Consider the following 17120-nt stretch of genomic DNA (forward strand, 5'->3'; position numbering starts at 1 on the left):
GGCATGAAGTTCAGATCCCACATGAAACAGGCGCTGGAACAGGCACAGGCGGCAGCAGACCGAGGTGAAGTGCCGGTCGGCGCGGTGATCGTCGCGCCCGACGGGCAGGTGGTGGCCGCAGATGGGAACCGCACCCGCGAGTTGAATGACCCCACTGCCCATGCTGAGATTCTGGCTCTGCGCGCCGCATGTGCCGCGGCCGGGTCCGAGCGTTTACCCGATCATGACCTTTACGTAACCCTTGAGCCTTGTGCCATGTGCGCCGCAGCGCTGGCCGCAGCCCGCATCCGGCGCATCTACTACGGCGCTTCCGATCCGAAATCTGGCGGTGTCGCGCATGGCGCGCGCGTGTTTTCACACCCACAGGCCCACCATCGACCCGAGGTCTATGACGGCATTGCCGCCGAAGAGGCCGCCGCGCTGCTGAAACGCTTCTTCGCGGCGCAGCGCGGTTAAGTTTTTACGACCATTTCACGTGGGATATCAGCCAGGGGCTTGCCCCCATCTGACGTCACCACAAAGCTTTCGGTAATCGCCAGTCCCCAGTCTGGGGTCCAGAGGCCGGGCATTAGGTGAAAGGTCATATTCTCTTGCAATTCCGTCGTGTCACCGGGTCGCAGGCTCATGGTGCGCTCGCCCCAGTCGGGCGGATAGCTGAGCCCGATGGGATAGCCGGTGCGGTTGGCTTTGACATACCCCGCGCGGGCGAAACTGTCATAGACACAAGCCGCGACCTCTTCGCCGGTGATGCCAGGGCGTGCGGCGGTCATTGTGTCGTCGATAGCGGTTAGAACGGCGGCTTCGGCCCGGCGGATATCATCCGGGGGATCACCCAGAAACAGGCTGCGACTGGCGGGGCAGTGATAGCGTCGATAGCAGCCGGAGATTTCGAAATAGGTCGCCTCATCCCGCGCCAGAGGTCGGTCGTTCCAAGTAATGTGCGAGGCAGAAGCCTCACGACCGGAGGGTGCAATCGGCACGATAGCAGGGTAATCTCCGGCTAGGCCGGGCAGTCCGGCGATGCCTGCCGCCTGCACTTCGGCGACAAGTTGGTTTTTGGGCAATCCTTCGCGATATGCGTCACGCAGAACACCGTGCATATGTGCGGTCAGCTGACCCGCCTTGCGCATCATTGCGATCTCGGCATCGCTTTTTACGGCGCGCTTCCAATTCACAAGCCCTGTGGCATCAATCAATGCACCGAAGGCGCGTTCGAGGATGCGGTGACTGGCGGCTGAGTAATAATAGTTGTCCATCTCCACGCCGATACCAGAGGTCCAGCCGCGATCCCGCAACGCAAGGACGAGCGCGTCGACCGGATGGTGGTCCGGGTGTTGCACATGCTCTTCGGGCCAGTCCAGCAGGTCCATCTGGTCCAGCCAGGTGGTCTGCGCAGCCCCCGCCTTGTCCTGCGTTCTGCCCCACCAAAGGGGCGATCCGCTGGCGGGCAGGATGACCATCTGCGGTACGTAAAAGCTCCAACCGTCATAACCGGTGAGCCACGCCATGTTCGATGGGTCCGTGATCAACAAGGTCTCGATACCCTGTTGATCCATCGCAGAACGGGTCTTGTGAATGCGGTCAGCGTATTCCTGCGCGCTGAAATCCGACGCGGGCATCAGAGAGAAATCGCCTGCATGACCTCGGGCTCGATTACATCGACACCGGGTAACCCGTCAGCCAATTCCTGAGCCGATCGCGCGAGAATCGGAAAGGTCTTGTAATGGCACGGGATCACTGTCTTGAAATTGAAATACCGCTTGGCAGCATAGGCAGTGCCCTTCATGTCCATGGTAAAGTGGCCGCCTGCCGAAAGGATGCCGATATCGGGTTTGTAATAATCACCCATCCACTCCATGTCGGCCATAATGTCGGTATCGCCAGAGAAATAGAGCATACGGTCCTCGGACGCGATCATATAGCCGACCTCGGTTCCACCCGTGCGAAGACCATCAGGCGTCGAGAAGGTCGAGCTGTGCGACGCAGGCACCATCGTTAATTTGACACCGTTTAGGTCAACAGTGCCACCCTTGTTGAATCCGACCGTTTCAATACCTTCAGCCTCGGCCCAGTAGCCCATCAGGTCGTATTGCCCGACCACGGGCACGTTTAGATGTTTGGCCAGCGGCAGCACATCGACGACATGATCGAAATGAGTATGAGTCAGCAGGATATGCGTCGCGCCCGCAACGGCTGCGTCATGCTGATCTTCGGGCAAAGACGGGTTGCCCGTCAGCCAGGGATCGATCAATAGAACTTGTCCTGCTGTTTCGATGCGAAAGCTGCCATGTCCCAGCCAAATGATATCCATAGAGAATCCTCCCATTTTCCGCTTGGAGTTAGCCTAGCATCGGCTATGTAAAAATCTATGGATTGGACGCAGTATGTTGATGGATATTGTGAGAGGCTCTCACCCGCGTATTGGGCCGAGCCGATAAACGCGATTACCAATGCGGCCTTTCTTATTGCTGCATTTGTGATGTGGCAAAGGGCGCGCGGGCGGGGCGCACCTTTGGCGATGGCTTTGGTTGTCATATTGGCGATGATCGGAATTGGCAGCTATCTGTTCCATACCCATGCGCAGGTTTGGGCGGCGATCTTGGATGTGACGCCAATTCTGCTGTACATCCTCGTTTACATCTACGCAGTGAATCGCGATGTCTGGCGGCTGAGCAACAGATACGCGCTGGGTTTGACCGCGCTGTTCTTTCCATACGTGGCGCTGACGATCCCGCTATTCCAGTTGGTGCCTGGGCTTGGTGGCTCGGCGGCATACGCCCCAGTTCCTCTATTGATTCTGATTTATGCGGTCCTGTTGCGCCGGAAAGCCCCGGACACTGCGCGTGGGCTGACAATAGGAGCAACTGTCCTGATCACCTCGATCACCTTTCGATCACTGGACACTCCAATTTGCGGGTATCTGCCAACGGGGACGCATTTTATGTGGCACATTCTGAATGCAGTTATGCTGGGCTGGATGATTGAGGTTTATCTGCGGGCGATCCGAAATCCACCTGCCGGAGCTGCGGTGGCTGCAGGATCAGGACATTGATCAGAACCACCGAAGCATCATCCTGATTGGTTAATCCCTGAACGCAGCAGCCAAAGCCTCGGGCAGATCAAATTCAGCCAATACGCGCGCGCGGCCTTCGGCTGACATCTTGAAAGCCGTTTTTTTAACAATGCGCTGGATTTTTTCGGCGGAGTGCTTGGCGGCAAAAGGTTCAAAGTACCATTTCAGAAAAACGAAACAGATCACGTCCTCAAGCGCCTGTACCTCGGCATTGCGCTTGATCCCCTGTTTGCGCAGCATTTGCCCGACGGCTTCTATATCGTCCGCACCATATTCAGCCTGTTCCATGAATCCTTGCACAACGTCAGCGTGATATACGCCTTGCGCCTTCCTCCAGGCCAGATACCCTGCACGTCCTTCGGGGTATTCAGTGCGCTTTAGCTTCCAGCGTTCGACATGCTGACCACGTGCGGCGATCTGTAAAGCATCCGACGCATCGGGAAATAGCCGATCCAGCTCGGTGCTCATGCGTTGGCCATAAAGCAGCTCGACCGGCTGGCCGTCCTCTATATTAGGGTCTTGCGCATTTGCTGCGTCAATTGCGTCCAGAACGGTTTGCTTGCGTGTGCTCATTCTCTGCTCCGTTAGCTCGCCTGAACTGCACCTGACGGGTGGTTCGGCGTTTGATCCAAGACCATGCTAACGAGTTGTTGGAATGGGTGCAGCAGTCAATTGTAAAAAGCGCCGGATCGGGAGGGGGCGTACCGATCCGGCGCGCAGGTCAGGGTTATTTGCCTGCCTGGGTGTGGTCCCTCGTCACGGGCTCCGAAACAGGCGCGGGGAAGCTAAGGTTTCGGGTCAGATTGTTCATATCGATACCCAAAGCCAGGGCGGGCGAGGTCAGAACCAGAGCGGACAATATGAAGGCGGGAAGAAGGGTTTTCATGAGGTGTCTCCGATTTCTCGTTGCGTCACGATATTGAGGTGAACTGTTCGGTTCATTTTTTCAATGGCAAAACTGAACTAATCGGTTTACTTATTTGCATATCAGCCATTCAAATATGCATGGCAGCTGGCGATATTGGGTTTGAATCCCCGTCTGCCGCTCTTGCGAGTGTTGCGGCAGGCAGGTAAACGCCCCCTAACGTAGATGAGGGTTTCCGATGTCGATTGACCAAAGCACCGCCGCCAAGGTGGCCAAACTGGCCCGGATCAAGGTCGAGGATGATGCGCTGCCTGCGCTGGCGTCCGAGTTCAACAATATCCTCGGGTTTATCGAGCAACTGAACGAAGTGGATGTCGAAGGCGTCGAGCCGATGGTCTCGGTCGAGCCGATGCGCCTGAAGCGTCGTCAGGACGTGGTCACCGATGGAAACCAGCAGGACAAGGTCCTATCCAACGCCCCCGATGCGCGCGAAGGGTTCTTCGCTGTTCCAAAAGTTGTGGAGTAAGTCATGAGCGAACTGAACAAATTGGGCCTGGCCGAGGCCCGCGACGCGCTGCGTGCCAAAGATGTCACGTCCGTTGAACTGACCGAGGCTTGCCTCAAGGCGATTGACGACGCCGACGCGCTCAACGCCTTTGTCCACAAAACGCCCGAGATCGCGCTGGAGCGCGCCAAGGCGGCGGATGAGCGGATCAAAGGCGGTGACGCGCCTTCGATGTGCGGTCTGCCGATCGGCATCAAGGACCTGTTTTGCACTAAGGGCGTGCCCTCGCAAGCGGCCTCGAAAATTCTCGAGGGGTTCAAGCCCGAATACGAATCCACCGTGTCGCAACAATTGGCGGATGCTGGTGCTGTGATGCTGGGCAAGCTGAACATGGACGAGTTCGCGATGGGTTCGTCTAATGAAACATCCGTTTACGGCAATGCGGTCAGCCCGTGGCGGCGCGGCAATGACGATGCACAGCTGACACCCGGCGGCTCGTCCGGTGGCTCAGCCTCGGCTGTCTCGGCTGACCTGTGTCTGGCCGCGACCGGTACCGATACCGGCGGTTCGATCCGCCAGCCTGCTGCTTTTGTCGGTATCACCGGCATCAAGCCAACCTATGGTCGTTGCTCGCGCTGGGGCATTGTGGCCTTCGCCTCTTCTCTGGATCAGGCCGGTCCGATGACCAAGAACGTCCGAGACGCAGCGATCATGCTGGAAACCATGTGCGGTCATGACCCCAAGGATTCCACCAGCGCCGAGCTGGCCGTGCCAAATTTCGAGGCGATGCTGACCGGCGATATCAAAGGCAAGAAAATCGGTATCCCCAAGGAATACCGCATGGACGGCATGCCTGCCGAGATTGAAAAGCTTTGGGCCGATGGCACCGCTATGCTGAAAGACGCAGGCGCCGAAATCGTAGATATCTCGCTGCCGCATACCAAATACGCGCTGCCTGCCTATTACGTGATTGCTCCTGCCGAGGCGTCGTCGAACCTCGCCCGCTATGACGGTGTCCGTTATGGCCGCCGTGCACAGCTGGCTCAGGGCGATGGCATCACCGAGATGTACGAAAAGACCCGCGCCGAAGGCTTCGGCCATGAGGTCCAGCGCCGGGTGATGATCGGCACCTACGTGCTGTCTGCAGGCTTCTATGACGCCTACTACAACCGCGCCCGCAAGGTCCGCACCCTGATCAAGAAGGACTTCGAAGATGTCTTTGCCGCAGGCGTTGATGCGATCCTGACCCCGGCAACGCCGTCGGCCTCGTTCGGTCTGGGCGAGATGACCGAGGCTGATCCTGTTCAGATGTACCTGAACGATGTGTTCACCGTGACAGTGAACCTCGCTGGCCTGCCCGGTATTTCGGTTCCTGCTGGTCTGGACAAACAGGGCCTTCCGTTGGGTCTGCAGCTGATCGGCCGTCCGTGGGAGGAAGGCGATCTGCTCAACACCGCCTACGCGCTAGAGAGCGCGGCTGGGTTTGTGGCCAAGCCCGGAAAATGGTGGTAATCCTCAATCCTGACACGGCAATAAAGAACCGGAGCAGCCAAATGCGCAAATTGCTTCTGATCCCGGCCCTTGGGCTGATCGCGGCATGTGATACCGTTACCCCTGTTTCGGGTACCGGTTTCAATACGCCGGAATATCAGGCGCAGCGCGAGGCCGAACTGGCCGGGCAGGGTCTTGCCGGTAATCCGCTTGCACCACCCGAGGCGGTTTCCGAACAGCCGCTCTCGGCGCAGGGGGCTGTTGGTGCCGCACCAACAGGCGACGCCTCTGACATCGCCAACCAGACGGCCATTGCCTTGGCGAATACGTCGGGTCAAGAGACGCGCGTCGCGCCTCTGACTGCAACAAACAACCCAAGTATCTCTGATGAGCAGGATTTTAAGGCTGTCTCAAACCGTCGCAGTATCGATGCCGACGCCGCTCGTATCGAACAGAATCGGCAGTCTTACGAGGTCGTCGCCCCTACTGCCGTGCCCGAGCGCGGCTCTGACGGGCAACCCAATATCGTGCAATACGCCCTGAGCACTTCGAACCCCATCGGTACCCAGTTGTACAGCCGAGCCGGATTTAACCTGCAGGCCAAGGCACAGCGCAACTGCGCTCAGTTCGCCTCTCCTGATCAGGCGCAGATTGAGTTTCTGTCGAATGGTGGCCCCCAGCGTGACCGCAAAGGGCTGGATCCGGACGGCGACGGTTACGCCTGCGGCTGGGACCCCAGCCCGTTCCGCAGTGCCGTCAACAACTAAGCTCTCCCCCATCTGGCACCCATCGCCCAATTTCGGCCCCCGCCGGGATGGGCTGTCACCCGAGCTGATCGTGCTGCACTACACTGCAATGGAGAGCGCTGCTGCCGCGCTTGAACGTCTCTGCGATCCGGGTCCCGAGGTCTCCGCCCACTACCTGATCGGTCGCGACGGTGCGCTCTGGCAGCTTGTCCGAGAGGAAGATCGCGCTTGGCACGCCGGGGCAGGGGAGTGGCAAGGGCAAGCCGACATAAACTCCCGCTCGATCGGGATCGAGCTGGACAATGGCGGAGACCACCCGTTTGCCGAACCCCAAATGCGTGTATTGGAGCAGCTTTTGCCCGAACTCATGCAGCGTTGGACCATCGCGCCAGAGGGTGTGATCGGGCATTCCGACATGGCACCGGGCCGCAAGTCCGACCCCGGCCCTCGGTTCGACTGGCAAAGGCTGGAACACCAGCGCATTGCCGCTCGGCGTGGTACTGCCCTCGAACCGAACGTCAACTTCCGCGAGCTGGCGCAGAACCGGGGCTACACAGCGACAAGCGACGAGAAGACGCTCCTAAATTCCACACGCCTGCGCTATCGCCCGTGGGCCTCAGGCCCCTTGCACCTCGATGATCTCATAGCCCTCTGTCCGCTCCCAAAATCGACCTGATCCGCCCTTCATCTGGCCAAAAATATCTCGGGGATGAATTGGCCGTAGGCCAAGAAGGGGCTGGCCCCTTCACCACCCCAACCCCTCTTGACGCCATCACGCACAGAGCCTACCCAACCCACGCGCGGAGGGCCGGATGGTCGCTGGGGTCGTTAGGCCCGAGAGGAAAGTCCGGACTCCACAAGGCAACGGTGCCGGGTAACGCCCGGGCGGGGAAACCCGACGGAAAGCGCCACAGAAATCAGACCGCCACACACGTGTGGCAAGGGTGAAACGGTGGGGTAAGAGCCCACCGCGCCGCTGGCAACAGTGGCGGCACGGCAAGCCCCACCGGGAGCAATGCCGAATAGGGTCCCCGCGCGGGCCGGTCGGTGCAAACCGATACCGCCGCTAGGCACGCCTTGGCCGAGAGGGACCGGGTTGGCAGCTCGAGCCGCGCAGCAATGCACGGCCTAGAGGAATGGTCATCGAAGGGGGCAACCCTGGAACAGGATCCGGCTTACAGGCCCTCCGCGCATCTCCTGTTACCCGCCCGGAGGTGTGTAGGTGCCGCCAAGTGCTGCAGCTTTTTCGGCGACGGCAACAAATTCCTGCGCCGACCATGCGCGAACGGTCTCGATCCTCGAAACCGCACCCGTGCCCGCGACGGCCATGCCAATTGCCACAGCATCACTGCCTTCAGGCAGTTCGCTGATAACGACGACATCATTGCCTCCAGTGGTTATATAAAATGAGATCAGTCTGCCGCCTGCTTTCTCAAGCAAGACCTTGACGGGACCGGTGCGATCTTCCGGTTTTGCCAACATTCCTTTGACCCCATCTTGCGAATAAGACGCATAGGTAATGAAAACAGGCATATTTCTCTCCCTTGGTTGCAGTTTATTCGGAGCGCTAAAAGCGGCCGACTCCTTGGCCGTGTCGCGTGCAGGATTGCGCGCAAACCGGAAAAGACCCGGCCAAATAGACAGCCGGGCGTTGCTATAGTTGTGAGCGGTGTTGTCTGCCGGAATTTACATCCAGCCCGGTATTACCTAAGTCCGCAAAACGGGCTTCGAAGGTTCCGGCGACACTATCACAGAATCGTGAGCGTTCCAAATCGACTGCTCTTGAAGCCGTGTCAGGAATTGTTCCCTCAACGCGGCGAATCCGGTTGACTTGGGCGCATGAGCGGTTAAAAGCGCACGCTCATAAGGATTCAACCGAAAGGCCCCTGCCTTTTCGGACGCAGGAGATAACCATGGCGAAGCCGACGACAATCAAGATCCGTCTGAACTCGACCGCGGGCACGGGCCACTTCTACGTGACCAAGAAGAACGCGCGCACCATGACCGAGAAAATGACCATTCGTAAATACGATCCGGTCGCTCGGAAGCATGTCGAGTACAAAGAAGGCAAGATCAAGTAATCTGCCCTCTGACATACTTTTTGAAGAAGGACTCTGCCATGCAGGGTCCTTTTTTGTATTGTTTTGGGGTATCTCTTGGTCGGCCTAAACCAAGCGGGGGCGTTGCAGGGGCGCATCAGAGGTTTGGGTGTTCTGAATCTCAGCGGCTTGCTTTTTCTAATCCCCTGCCGCTACGCTTCAGCAACCCTTTCCAAAATGTTGACCGCCATGAAAAAAATCTTGTTGCCCGCTCTTGCTGTTCTGACATTGTCAGCCTGCGAAGACCCCTTTAACCGCGAAGGTGTTGGTTTCACCGGGATTGATGGTGAACCGCGCACAGTGTCGGATGTAAAAGGCGCCGTAGCCTTTTTGCCGCCAGAAACCAACATCCCGGCGGAACTGGCCAAGCTACCAACGGTCCAGGTTACATCGGACAAAGCCGAGCTTGAAAAGATCGCGGGTGTCGCTATCGATAATGGCGGTCGCTCAGATGCGAATTCAGTTCAACTCACTGGCAGTGATACCAATCTGTACCTGAGCAATGTCAGTGTAAACGGTCAGTTGTTCGGCGTCCTGCGTACGGAAAACAACTCCACCAAAGTTGATACATCGGTGGGCTCGGCCTTTGGCGCTCAAACGGAACGCTTTACCGGATGTTTGCCCGCGGGTGATGTATACCGCAAAGGTTCGTCCGAGCGCAGTTCGGGTTTTGCAGTGCCACTGAACTGCCGTTAATTTAGCTTACACAATCTAAGTAAAAGCCCCCGCCATTGGCGGGGGCTTTCTAGTTTCAGTGTTTCTGCAAGTCTTACGAGGCGCTGAGCAAGGGCCCAAACCCAGCAGCGGTCATTCAATCCATGTGACACACCGGACGATGATCACGCGAGTTCAGAGGCCCCCGCCATCCGTTGGCATCCAAGCAAGCGCTATGCGTGTTCTCTATTTCGCCTCACCGCCAAAGAATAGTCAGTGGTGAAACTCAGCCCCGATCAGCAGAACTGTTTAACCTCAACTGATAGGAAGCAACGTTCATTGTTCTACCAATGCCTGCCCATTCTCGTCAAAGAAATGAAGTTTGTCGGTGGGAAAATGCAGGCCGATCTTTGCCCCAGGCTTTAGAGCGGTGTCCCCATTCAGGCGCACGGTAACCTTCTCTTCGGCGCCGCAATCCACGATCAGGAAGGTATCTGCCCCCAGATACTCAATCACCTCGATGATGCCATCACATTGCCCATCGCCCGATGATACAACATCGATGTGTTCGGGGCGAATGCCGAGTTTGCTTGCTACACCCGAGCGCGCGAAGTCGCCGCCTCTGCCATGTTCCAAAGTGTAGCCATCGTTCTGAGTCGTGCACGGCAATATGTTCATTTTGGGGCTGCCAATGAACTGTGCGACAAACAGGTTGGCAGGGCGTTCGTAAAGCTCGCGGGGTGTGCCGACTTGCGCGATCTTGCCGTACTCAAGCACGACGATGCGGTCGGCCAATGTCATCGCTTCAACCTGATCGTGCGTCACGTAGATCATAGTGCGCTTTAGGTTCTGATGAAGTTTCGCGATTTCGTAACGCATTTCGACACGAAGCGCTGCGTCAAGATTCGAAAGCGGTTCATCGAACAGAAACGCCGTCGGGTCGCGCACGATAGAACGACCAATGGCAACGCGCTGCCGCTGTCCACCGGACAGGTCCTTGGGGCGACGTTCCAGAAAAGGTCCCAGCTTGAGAACCTCGGCGGCTTTATTGACCTGCTCTGCTATCTCGGCCTTCGGAACACCCGCGACCTTAAGTGAGAACCCCATATTTTCGGCGACCGTCAGGTGGGGATAAAGCGCATAGGACTGGAACACCATCGTCAGACCCCGCTTGGAGGGTGGGTGATCCGTGACATCATTGCCGTTGATTAGTAGCGATCCGCGCGAGATATCTTCAAGCCCACCGATCATGCGAAGCAGGGTGGATTTTCCACAGCCCGACGGACCGACGAAGACGATGAATTCACCTTCATCAATCATTAGGTCAACGCCTTTGATGACCTGGGCCGAGCCAAACCACTTTTCGACGGATTTTAGTTCGATGCTGCCCATTAGTTCCTCCCTGCCCAATGCAGCCAAACCGCGGCTGTCCAGGTGAATGAATTCCCTCCGGCAGGGCTGCCGGTCAGAGGATCGTAGTATTCAGCGAAGCCGTTTGTTGCGATCAGCTGCGACGTTTTCTGGCGCAGTGCCTCGGCTTCTTCGAGGTGCCCCATATCCGCCAATCCAAACCCGATCAGCATATTCATGAACCCCCAAGTGGGACCCCTCCAGTACCTGCGTTGGTCGAAGTTGGGCATCGCGGGGTCATAGCTGGGAACTGGAAAGGGTACTTTTGCAAGCGTCGCCCGCAGGCGCTCCAGCATGTGCTGTGAGTCAAGTCCCCCAAACCAGCAAAGATACGACGCGTTAGAGATGCTTCCGGCCCAATCACTAGTCAGCGCATCACGCGAGTCGAACGAGCTCAGCGTTTCGTTCCACAAAGATCGCGCGCCCGCTTCGAGCCTTTGAATGTCGCTACTTAGTCCATCCGCAGCAATTCCAAGCCTTTCGCTGATCTCCTGCAGATCGCGTGCGGCGCGCAGAGCGATAAATGTCATCGTCGGATCTGCGACTCGGAAGGGATTCAGGCTCAGCAACTTCTGTTGATCCCAGTCGGCCTGGCAGCCGATCTGAACCAATTTGATATAGCGGTCATAGTCGTATTTGGTCGGTCGGTCTGCACTGTTGACGTGGCTTGTGTCACGACGCTGGTAGTCTCCGACACCTGTGGGATCTACGCCCTCCATTGCTTTGTCCCAGTCCGGTGCATTGTCGCGACCAGCTTCCCACGGATGCGTGGTGCAGACCGCGCCGTGTTCGTCGAGTCGCCATCTCATGATCCAGCGATGCCACGCCAGCAGAGATGGGAAAAGCGCGCGAACGCGGTCCGCGCCTGCATCGCCATCTTTTTCCCAGATCTTCCGCGCCACAGTTGCAGCCACCGGGGGCTGAATGATGCCAGAGGACGGGATCGGCCCGTGGCCACCCCAGACATCCGGGCCGGGGTAGTATCCGTCATCCTGTTTGTGGAACAGGATATGCGGCACCATTCCATCGTCCCACTGGCCCGAGAACAGTGTTTCAAGTTCCACCCAGGCTCGATCAATGTCGAACTCGGCAAAGCCAAGCGCCGCAATCGCGCTGTCCCAATTCCATTGATAGGGGTAAAGCCCTTCGGTCGGGATGGTGTAGCCGCCGCGATCATTGGTAACCAGAATGTTGCGCGCCTCGCGGTCGGGGTTTGTATGTTGGTTCATCTCAGTCATCCTTTGACGGACCCCGCAGTCAGGCCCTTAGTCATGAAACGTTCAAGTCCCAGGAACAGCGCCATGATCGGAACGGTGGCGATCACCGCACCCGCCATCAGGTGTTGTCGGGGAATCTCCGAGGAGTTCAGCATCGTGACGCCTCGGGTCAGGGTAAATTTCGAAGGGTCGTCCAGCAGCATGAAGGCCAGCAGGAACTCGTTCCAAGCGATCATAAAGACGTAGAGCGAGACCGACGCCAGCGCAGGCAGGCTAAGCGGCAGCGTAATCTTCCAAATCACTGCCAGCCGCGACAGCCCATCCATGAGACCGGCCTCTTCCACCTCAGTCGGCAAGCCACGGAAATATCCTTGCAGCATGTACAGCGCGACTGGGATCGTCGTGACCGGGTAGATCATGACGATGCCAAGGATCGAGTTGCGCAAGCCGGTCAGCGAGAACGCGATATAGATCGGCAGCGCCAGGACGATCATCGGCACCATGTAGATCAGCAGGATCGAGCGTGAGAACGCCTTTTGCCCCGAGAAACGGAACCGCGCCACCGCATAGGCTCCGGGGACGCTGAACAGCAGGGTGATAAAGACCGTCAGGACCGAGACGTAGAGCGAGGTCCAAAGATAGGTGCCGAAGTTGAAATCGCGAAACAGTTCGGTATAGCTGCGAAACAGCGCGGTGCCTTGTGATAGATCTACCGAGAAATCCAGCGGGTTCTGCAACAGGGCCTGTTGCGACTTCAGGCTGGTCATCACCATCACATAGAACGGGATGATCACGATCGCCGTGAAGAAGATATAGCCAAAGCCCGTGCAGAACCGGATCACGGCCTCTTCGTACTCGTGGCGGGTGAGCTCGCCGAACGGTGTCTCTTTCAGGATTGCGGCAACGGATAGGTGCATCACGACTGCCATCGCTACCACGGTGACCAGTATTGCCTGCAGGGATGTGTCAGAGCCGATCAGGACAGGCCCGACTCCGGTCTGGCAAGACAGGCCTAACAAGGCGGAAACACCCAGTCGGGCCGGTGCGCGTTGCGCCGGGAAGCGGACATACACCAGACCGGCAACAGCCCCCCATATCAAGCAGAGCAAGACCTGTGGCCGGAACGCAGCCCCGGTCGAGAATGACATGGTGATGGCGACTGTTGTGGCGATCACCACCAGCCAGAGCGCGCCTAGAATCGGGGCGGTTATATACCCTTTGCGCATCACAAACCCTCCTCACGGCTGATGAAGCGGAAGAAGACGAAGCTGAAGGCAATCAGGCACATCAGGATCACAACGGCCACCGCTGCGCCTGCGCCGATGTTCGAAACCGCAAAGGCCTGTTCATAGACATTTACAGTCAGAGTACGGGTGCCGGCATTGCCGCCGGTCAGCAGGAAGATGTCGTCGAACTTGTTGAACGTCCAAATGAAACGCAGCAGGAACAGTACCGACAGGATGCCCAGCAGTTGCGGGATGCTCAGCAGCCAGAACTTCTGGAATGGTGAGGCTCCATCCATATCCGCTGCTTCATACATGCTAGAGTCGATGGATTGCATCCTCGCCAGAATGAACAGGAAGGACAGCGGGAAATAGCGCCAGATCTCGAACACTGTGACCATGATCAGCGCCAAAGGGCGTTCCCCGAAGAAGTTGATCGGTTCACTGCTTAGTCCCATCTGCACCAACAATGCGTTGGCAGAACCTGAGAACGGGTCGAACAAGGTGACCCATGTGAAGGCCACAGCGATGACTGGCGCCACATAGGGGAACAGATAGAGGCCGCGTATGAACCCTTGCCCTTTGAAGCTTTTGTTCAGCAACAAGGCTGCAAACAGGCCCATCACCAAAGCTCCAATGGTGCCGACCACGGTGTAGAACAACGTGACCCACAGCACGCCCCAGAACTCGTCTCCATCAAAGACACGGGCGTAGTTTTCCAGACTGAATTCAAGGTTGGTCAGGACGCTGGGTCCGCTCCCGGTCACGCCGGGCTCTGATCCTTCGAGCAGCTCTTCGAAAGCGTCCGGATCTCCGTCCAATGTGACCGGAATACGGATGCGTTCGCGTTGACCGCCTTCCAGTGTGCCGAAATCGCAGAACAGGTTTTGCCCGTCCAGAACACAGGGACTTGCAACTTCGCGCGCCGTCACGCCGTCCGGTAGAACATCTGTCAGGGTGACGCCGACAACGGCGATGTCCTGACTTGAGTTGCGGACGCGGTATTCAATCCGCTGATCCTCGCCAGATCCGCGCAAGCTTTCACGCACCACAGGTGCAGGCGGACGAAGGTCAGACAGGGTGAAGGGCTTGAAACTGATCCAAAAGATCGCCAGCAAGGGCAGGATCACCACAAGCGATACACTGATCACTGTCGGAGCCAGCAGCGTCCAGGCCAGACGCGCCTCGCGTTTGGCTAGCGCCCCGGTTCCGGTCGGTGGGGTGGCCGAAGACATGGGATACCTCGAAGGGTTGGGTGCAGCGGCGTAATCGCCGCTGCATGTGTCACAAGGTTACTGAACCTTCGCGAGCTCGTCGTTCATTGCGGCCACTGCAGCGGCGGCATCGATTTCATCGTCGATATATTGGCGCACGACCCGGTTAATTGCCTGGCTGTTGATCATTTTGGACGCCAAAGCCAGCTGGCCTTCAGCAACGCCCCAGCGCTGCGCCACGTCCAGACCGCCGACGATCTCATCGATCATCGCCTGATCATACAGTTCGCCCAACGGGGCTTTGCGGTCCACGCCAACAGGCAGCTCTGCCCATGCTTCCGAGAACGCGGTCGGGTTGTCAGCATTACCGCGACGGACCGGGAACTTGCCCTCGGGTGCGATGGCCAGTGTTTGAGTATAGCCGTCATCCATGGCGAATTTCACGAACTCCATCGCCGCGTCGGTGTCGGCGTCGTTGGTGATGCCAAAGTAACGAACGTCACCCCAAGCCGCGCCATCTGGGTTCGATGGGCCCGAGAAGTTAGTGACGATACCAGTCTTCGAGGCCAGATCGCGTGAGGTCGGATCATCGTTGATCGTCGGCGGGGCGCTGTCGCGCAGACCGGCCAGTTCGTCAAGGATGAAGGGCGACCAGATGATCATCGCTGCTTTGCCATCAAAATACAGCTCGCGCGATTGTTTCCAGAATAGCTCACCCGGGGGCGAGGCTTTCGAGATCGCCTTGTAGAAATCCAATACCTCTATGGTCTTGGCTTCATCCAGCGGCTGGAATCCGTCCGCGCCAACAGGGGTCACGCCATTGGCGAGGAACACATGTTCCAAAACCTGACTCATGAAGTTTTCATCAACTTTGGTTGCAGCAACGAAACCGTACATCTCGGGCGGGTTGTGCAACTGCTCCAGCGCAGCAACGACATTGGCGAATGAGTTCGGGGCCTCAAGGCCCGCTTCATCAAACAGGTCTTTGCGGTAGACAACCATTTGGGTCCATCCATCGACCGGTACCGACGCGGTTTCGTCATTGAACGCCGCCATACCAAGCGCGCCGGGGGCGAAGGTGTCGGCGCCCAGTTCTTCGATCACTTCGGTGGCGGCTTCGGTATCCAGAATGCCCGCTTCGGCCCATGGCAGGGCATATTGCAGCGGATGATAGACCACATCTGGCAGGTCTCCGGCGGCAAATGCTGCTGTGGCGCGTGTACCCAGATCACTTTCGGTGACCGGGATAACCTCGACCGTGGTGCCGGTTTCAGCCTTGAACTGGTCAGCCATTTCCTGTTGCTTGGCCAGCCGCTCGGGCTGTTCTTCGGTGGTCCAGAAGCGGATCGTATCCGCCTGAGCGGACATCGCCGCCAATACTAGCGCAAGCGATGTTCCAAGCATCATTCGCGATGCTACAGGTGCAAGTTTCATAGTCGGTTTCCTCCCCGGTTATGATCTTTTGAAAGTTGAATTTTTCGGGCCAGTTCCTCGGCTGTAACGCTTGGTGGCCCGTCGGAATTGCGTTCGATCAGAACGGCCTCACCAATCTCACGGAGATCTGCGGGCGCTTCACCGCGAGTCTGACTGATCAGCATCGTCGCAAGGCGTTCTCCTGCCCGCTTAGAATCGACGCTGAACGTGGTAAGACCAGGGCTGACATATTGGCATTCAGGGATGCCGTCATATCCCAGAATTGATACATCTTGCCCGACCTCGAGGCCCAGTTCTGTACAGACCGAGTAACACCCCAGCGCAGCCAGATCCGTTGCAAATACTATTGCAGTAGGTGGGTGATTCAGCGTCAAAAGCGCGCGTGCCTCAACCGCACCCTCCTCGCGCGTACGAGCACCTTCCCGGATCAACTCGGGATCGGCAGGCAAGGCCGCGATCTTGAGACCTTCAAGATAACCGTCACGGCGCAGATGGCTGTAGTTGAATTTCGGATCGCTACCGACATATCCGATACGCGTATGGCCAAAATCGACGAGCCGACCAACCGCATCACGGGTTGCAGATTCACCCGAAATGTCGAACCAGGATGTCTCATCCTGCCAGTCCGCCTGCCCATACCCCGTGCGGCCATACATGATGAAGGGAACCTTCAACTCTTGCAGGTATTTCACCCTCGCATCGTCGACCTCGGTCCGGGGCAGAATGAATCCATCGGCTTTGCGCTCTTCGACAAGCCGCCCCAATACATCAAGCATATCTTTTTCGGACTTCGCCGTAGAAATCGTCATCGTCCAGTCGGATGCGCTCGCCGCTTCGCATGCTCCGGCCAGAAAATCCTGAAGAAATGGATTATGCCGGTCTGGTTCTTCGCTGTTGATGACCATGGCAATGGCGCGCACCCGCCCGGTTCGTATCGCCTGCGCATGGCTGAGTGGGCGATAGCCCATCTTTCGCGCCGTGGTTTCAACGCGCTTTCTCGTGGATTCCGAGATGTCGGTATATCCATTCAGGGCGCGGGACACCGTGCTCTTAGAAAGCCCAAGATGATCGGCCAATTGATCCAGTTTTACCCTGCCGGGGCCAGAATGACTCCGGGGGCGAGACTGCGGTTGCTGGAGAGTTGGATTCGTCATCATTCTTCTATTTGTTTTCTCCGAAACCGGTTTCG

19 protein-coding genes and 1 other RNA gene are annotated in these 17120 nt (G+C 57.7%); 9 read left to right on the forward strand and 11 right to left on the reverse strand.

The genetic code is table 11. The features are described 5' to 3' along the window. Nucleotides 1-3: 3 nt before the first annotated feature. On the forward strand, nucleotides 4-456 hold the full coding sequence (locus tag ACR0AW_RS13130; protein WP_170420696.1) for a nucleoside deaminase: 453 nt from the start codon (nucleotides 4-6) through the stop codon (nucleotides 454-456). On the opposite strand, the gene ACR0AW_RS13135 is transcribed toward ACR0AW_RS13130, so the two are convergent. Both ACR0AW_RS13135 and ACR0AW_RS13140 read right to left on the reverse strand, forming a co-directional pair. Next, on the reverse strand, nucleotides 453-1619 hold the full coding sequence (locus ACR0AW_RS13135) for a M24 family metallopeptidase (protein WP_170732968.1): 1167 nt from the start codon (nucleotides 1617-1619) through the stop codon (nucleotides 453-455). The genes ACR0AW_RS13130 and ACR0AW_RS13135 overlap by 4 nt on opposite strands. Next, nucleotides 1619-2311 (reverse strand): metal-dependent hydrolase, encoded by a 693-nt coding sequence (locus ACR0AW_RS13140; RefSeq protein WP_170732967.1) that lies wholly within the window; start codon nucleotides 2309-2311, stop codon nucleotides 1619-1621. The genes ACR0AW_RS13135 and ACR0AW_RS13140 overlap by 1 nt, the downstream gene beginning before the upstream one ends. A gap of 57 nt (nucleotides 2312-2368) precedes the next feature. On the opposite strand from ACR0AW_RS13140, the gene ACR0AW_RS13145 reads away from it, so the two are divergent. Then, a complete protein-coding gene (locus tag ACR0AW_RS13145) occupies nucleotides 2369-3052 on the forward strand; it encodes a ceramidase domain-containing protein (RefSeq protein ID WP_170401615.1) in 684 nt (227 codons plus the stop codon). A 30-nt stretch (nucleotides 3053-3082) separates the two neighbouring features. On the opposite strand, the gene ACR0AW_RS13150 is transcribed toward ACR0AW_RS13145, so the two are convergent. Together ACR0AW_RS13150 and ACR0AW_RS13155 are read right to left on the reverse strand one after the other, a co-directional pair. Beyond that, a complete protein-coding gene (locus ACR0AW_RS13150; RefSeq protein ID WP_170732966.1) occupies nucleotides 3083-3646 on the reverse strand; it encodes a DUF4202 domain-containing protein in 564 nt (187 codons plus the stop codon). 154 nt (nucleotides 3647-3800) lie between these two features. Next, on the reverse strand, nucleotides 3801-3959 hold the full coding sequence (locus ACR0AW_RS13155) for a hypothetical protein (protein ID WP_170401611.1): 159 nt from the start codon (nucleotides 3957-3959) through the stop codon (nucleotides 3801-3803). A 217-nt stretch (nucleotides 3960-4176) separates the two neighbouring features. Between ACR0AW_RS13155 and gatC the strand changes: the two genes are divergently transcribed. From gatC to rnpB, 5 genes are all read left to right on the forward strand, one after another. Continuing rightward, complete coding sequence (gene gatC, locus ACR0AW_RS13160) at nucleotides 4177-4464, forward strand: Asp-tRNA(Asn)/Glu-tRNA(Gln) amidotransferase subunit GatC (protein ID WP_170392224.1); 288 nt, start codon at nucleotides 4177-4179, stop codon at nucleotides 4462-4464. A 3-nt stretch (nucleotides 4465-4467) separates the two neighbouring features. Continuing rightward, on the forward strand, nucleotides 4468-5955 hold the full coding sequence (gene gatA / locus ACR0AW_RS13165) for an Asp-tRNA(Asn)/Glu-tRNA(Gln) amidotransferase subunit GatA (protein ID WP_170420710.1): 1488 nt from the start codon (nucleotides 4468-4470) through the stop codon (nucleotides 5953-5955). A 41-nt stretch (nucleotides 5956-5996) separates the two neighbouring features. Further along, a complete protein-coding gene (locus ACR0AW_RS13170) occupies nucleotides 5997-6701 on the forward strand; it encodes a hypothetical protein (protein WP_170732965.1) in 705 nt (234 codons plus the stop codon). After that, complete coding sequence (locus ACR0AW_RS13175; protein ID WP_480439162.1) at nucleotides 6685-7356, forward strand: N-acetylmuramoyl-L-alanine amidase; 672 nt, start codon at nucleotides 6685-6687, stop codon at nucleotides 7354-7356. The genes ACR0AW_RS13170 and ACR0AW_RS13175 overlap by 17 nt, the downstream gene beginning before the upstream one ends. A gap of 124 nt (nucleotides 7357-7480) precedes the next feature. Continuing rightward, nucleotides 7481-7874, forward strand: an RNA gene (rnpB, locus tag ACR0AW_RS13180) — RNase P RNA component class A. Between the two features lie 6 nt (nucleotides 7875-7880). Here rnpB and ACR0AW_RS13185 read toward each other — a convergent pair. Continuing rightward, entirely contained in the window at nucleotides 7881-8213 is a 333-nt protein-coding gene (locus ACR0AW_RS13185; RefSeq protein ID WP_170732963.1) for a GYD domain-containing protein, read from the reverse strand. A gap of 380 nt (nucleotides 8214-8593) precedes the next feature. Here ACR0AW_RS13185 and rpmG point away from each other — a divergent pair, with 380 nt between their 5' ends. Together rpmG and ACR0AW_RS13195 are read left to right on the forward strand one after the other, a co-directional pair. Beyond that, nucleotides 8594-8761: a 50S ribosomal protein L33 gene (gene rpmG, locus ACR0AW_RS13190; protein WP_010441901.1), complete on the forward strand. Its 168-nt coding sequence runs from the start codon at nucleotides 8594-8596 to the stop codon at nucleotides 8759-8761. Nucleotides 8762-8968: 207 nt separating this feature from the next. Next, entirely contained in the window at nucleotides 8969-9475 is a 507-nt protein-coding gene (locus ACR0AW_RS13195; protein ID WP_170392214.1) for a membrane lipoprotein lipid attachment site-containing protein, read from the forward strand. A 294-nt stretch (nucleotides 9476-9769) separates the two neighbouring features. On the opposite strand, the gene ACR0AW_RS13200 is transcribed toward ACR0AW_RS13195, so the two are convergent. The 6 genes from ACR0AW_RS13200 to ACR0AW_RS13225 are packed head-to-tail and all read right to left on the reverse strand — an operon-like array spanning nucleotide 9770 to nucleotide 17088. After that, nucleotides 9770-10825 (reverse strand): ABC transporter ATP-binding protein, encoded by a 1056-nt coding sequence (locus tag ACR0AW_RS13200; RefSeq protein ID WP_170392212.1) that lies wholly within the window; start codon nucleotides 10823-10825, stop codon nucleotides 9770-9772. Further along, nucleotides 10825-12072: an MGH1-like glycoside hydrolase domain-containing protein gene (locus ACR0AW_RS13205; protein WP_480439164.1), complete on the reverse strand. Its 1248-nt coding sequence runs from the start codon at nucleotides 12070-12072 to the stop codon at nucleotides 10825-10827. Before ACR0AW_RS13205 ends, ACR0AW_RS13200 begins: the two co-directional genes overlap by 1 nt. Before the next feature lie 5 nt (nucleotides 12073-12077). Further along, on the reverse strand, nucleotides 12078-13286 hold the full coding sequence (locus ACR0AW_RS13210; protein WP_170732961.1) for a carbohydrate ABC transporter permease: 1209 nt from the start codon (nucleotides 13284-13286) through the stop codon (nucleotides 12078-12080). Beyond that, nucleotides 13286-14518 carry a carbohydrate ABC transporter permease gene (locus tag ACR0AW_RS13215; RefSeq protein WP_170732960.1) on the reverse strand — a complete coding sequence of 411 codons (1233 nt, stop codon included), beginning with the start codon at nucleotides 14516-14518 and terminating at the stop codon, nucleotides 13286-13288. The genes ACR0AW_RS13210 and ACR0AW_RS13215 overlap by 1 nt, the downstream gene beginning before the upstream one ends. 57 nt (nucleotides 14519-14575) lie before the next feature. Next, on the reverse strand, nucleotides 14576-15931 hold the full coding sequence (locus tag ACR0AW_RS13220; protein WP_170625244.1) for an extracellular solute-binding protein: 1356 nt from the start codon (nucleotides 15929-15931) through the stop codon (nucleotides 14576-14578). After that, nucleotides 15928-17088: a LacI family DNA-binding transcriptional regulator gene (locus tag ACR0AW_RS13225; RefSeq protein ID WP_480444220.1), complete on the reverse strand. Its 1161-nt coding sequence runs from the start codon at nucleotides 17086-17088 to the stop codon at nucleotides 15928-15930. Before ACR0AW_RS13225 ends, ACR0AW_RS13220 begins: the two co-directional genes overlap by 4 nt. Nucleotides 17089-17120 lie beyond the last annotated feature (32 nt).

The organism is Ruegeria sp. C5 (assembly GCF_056537605.1).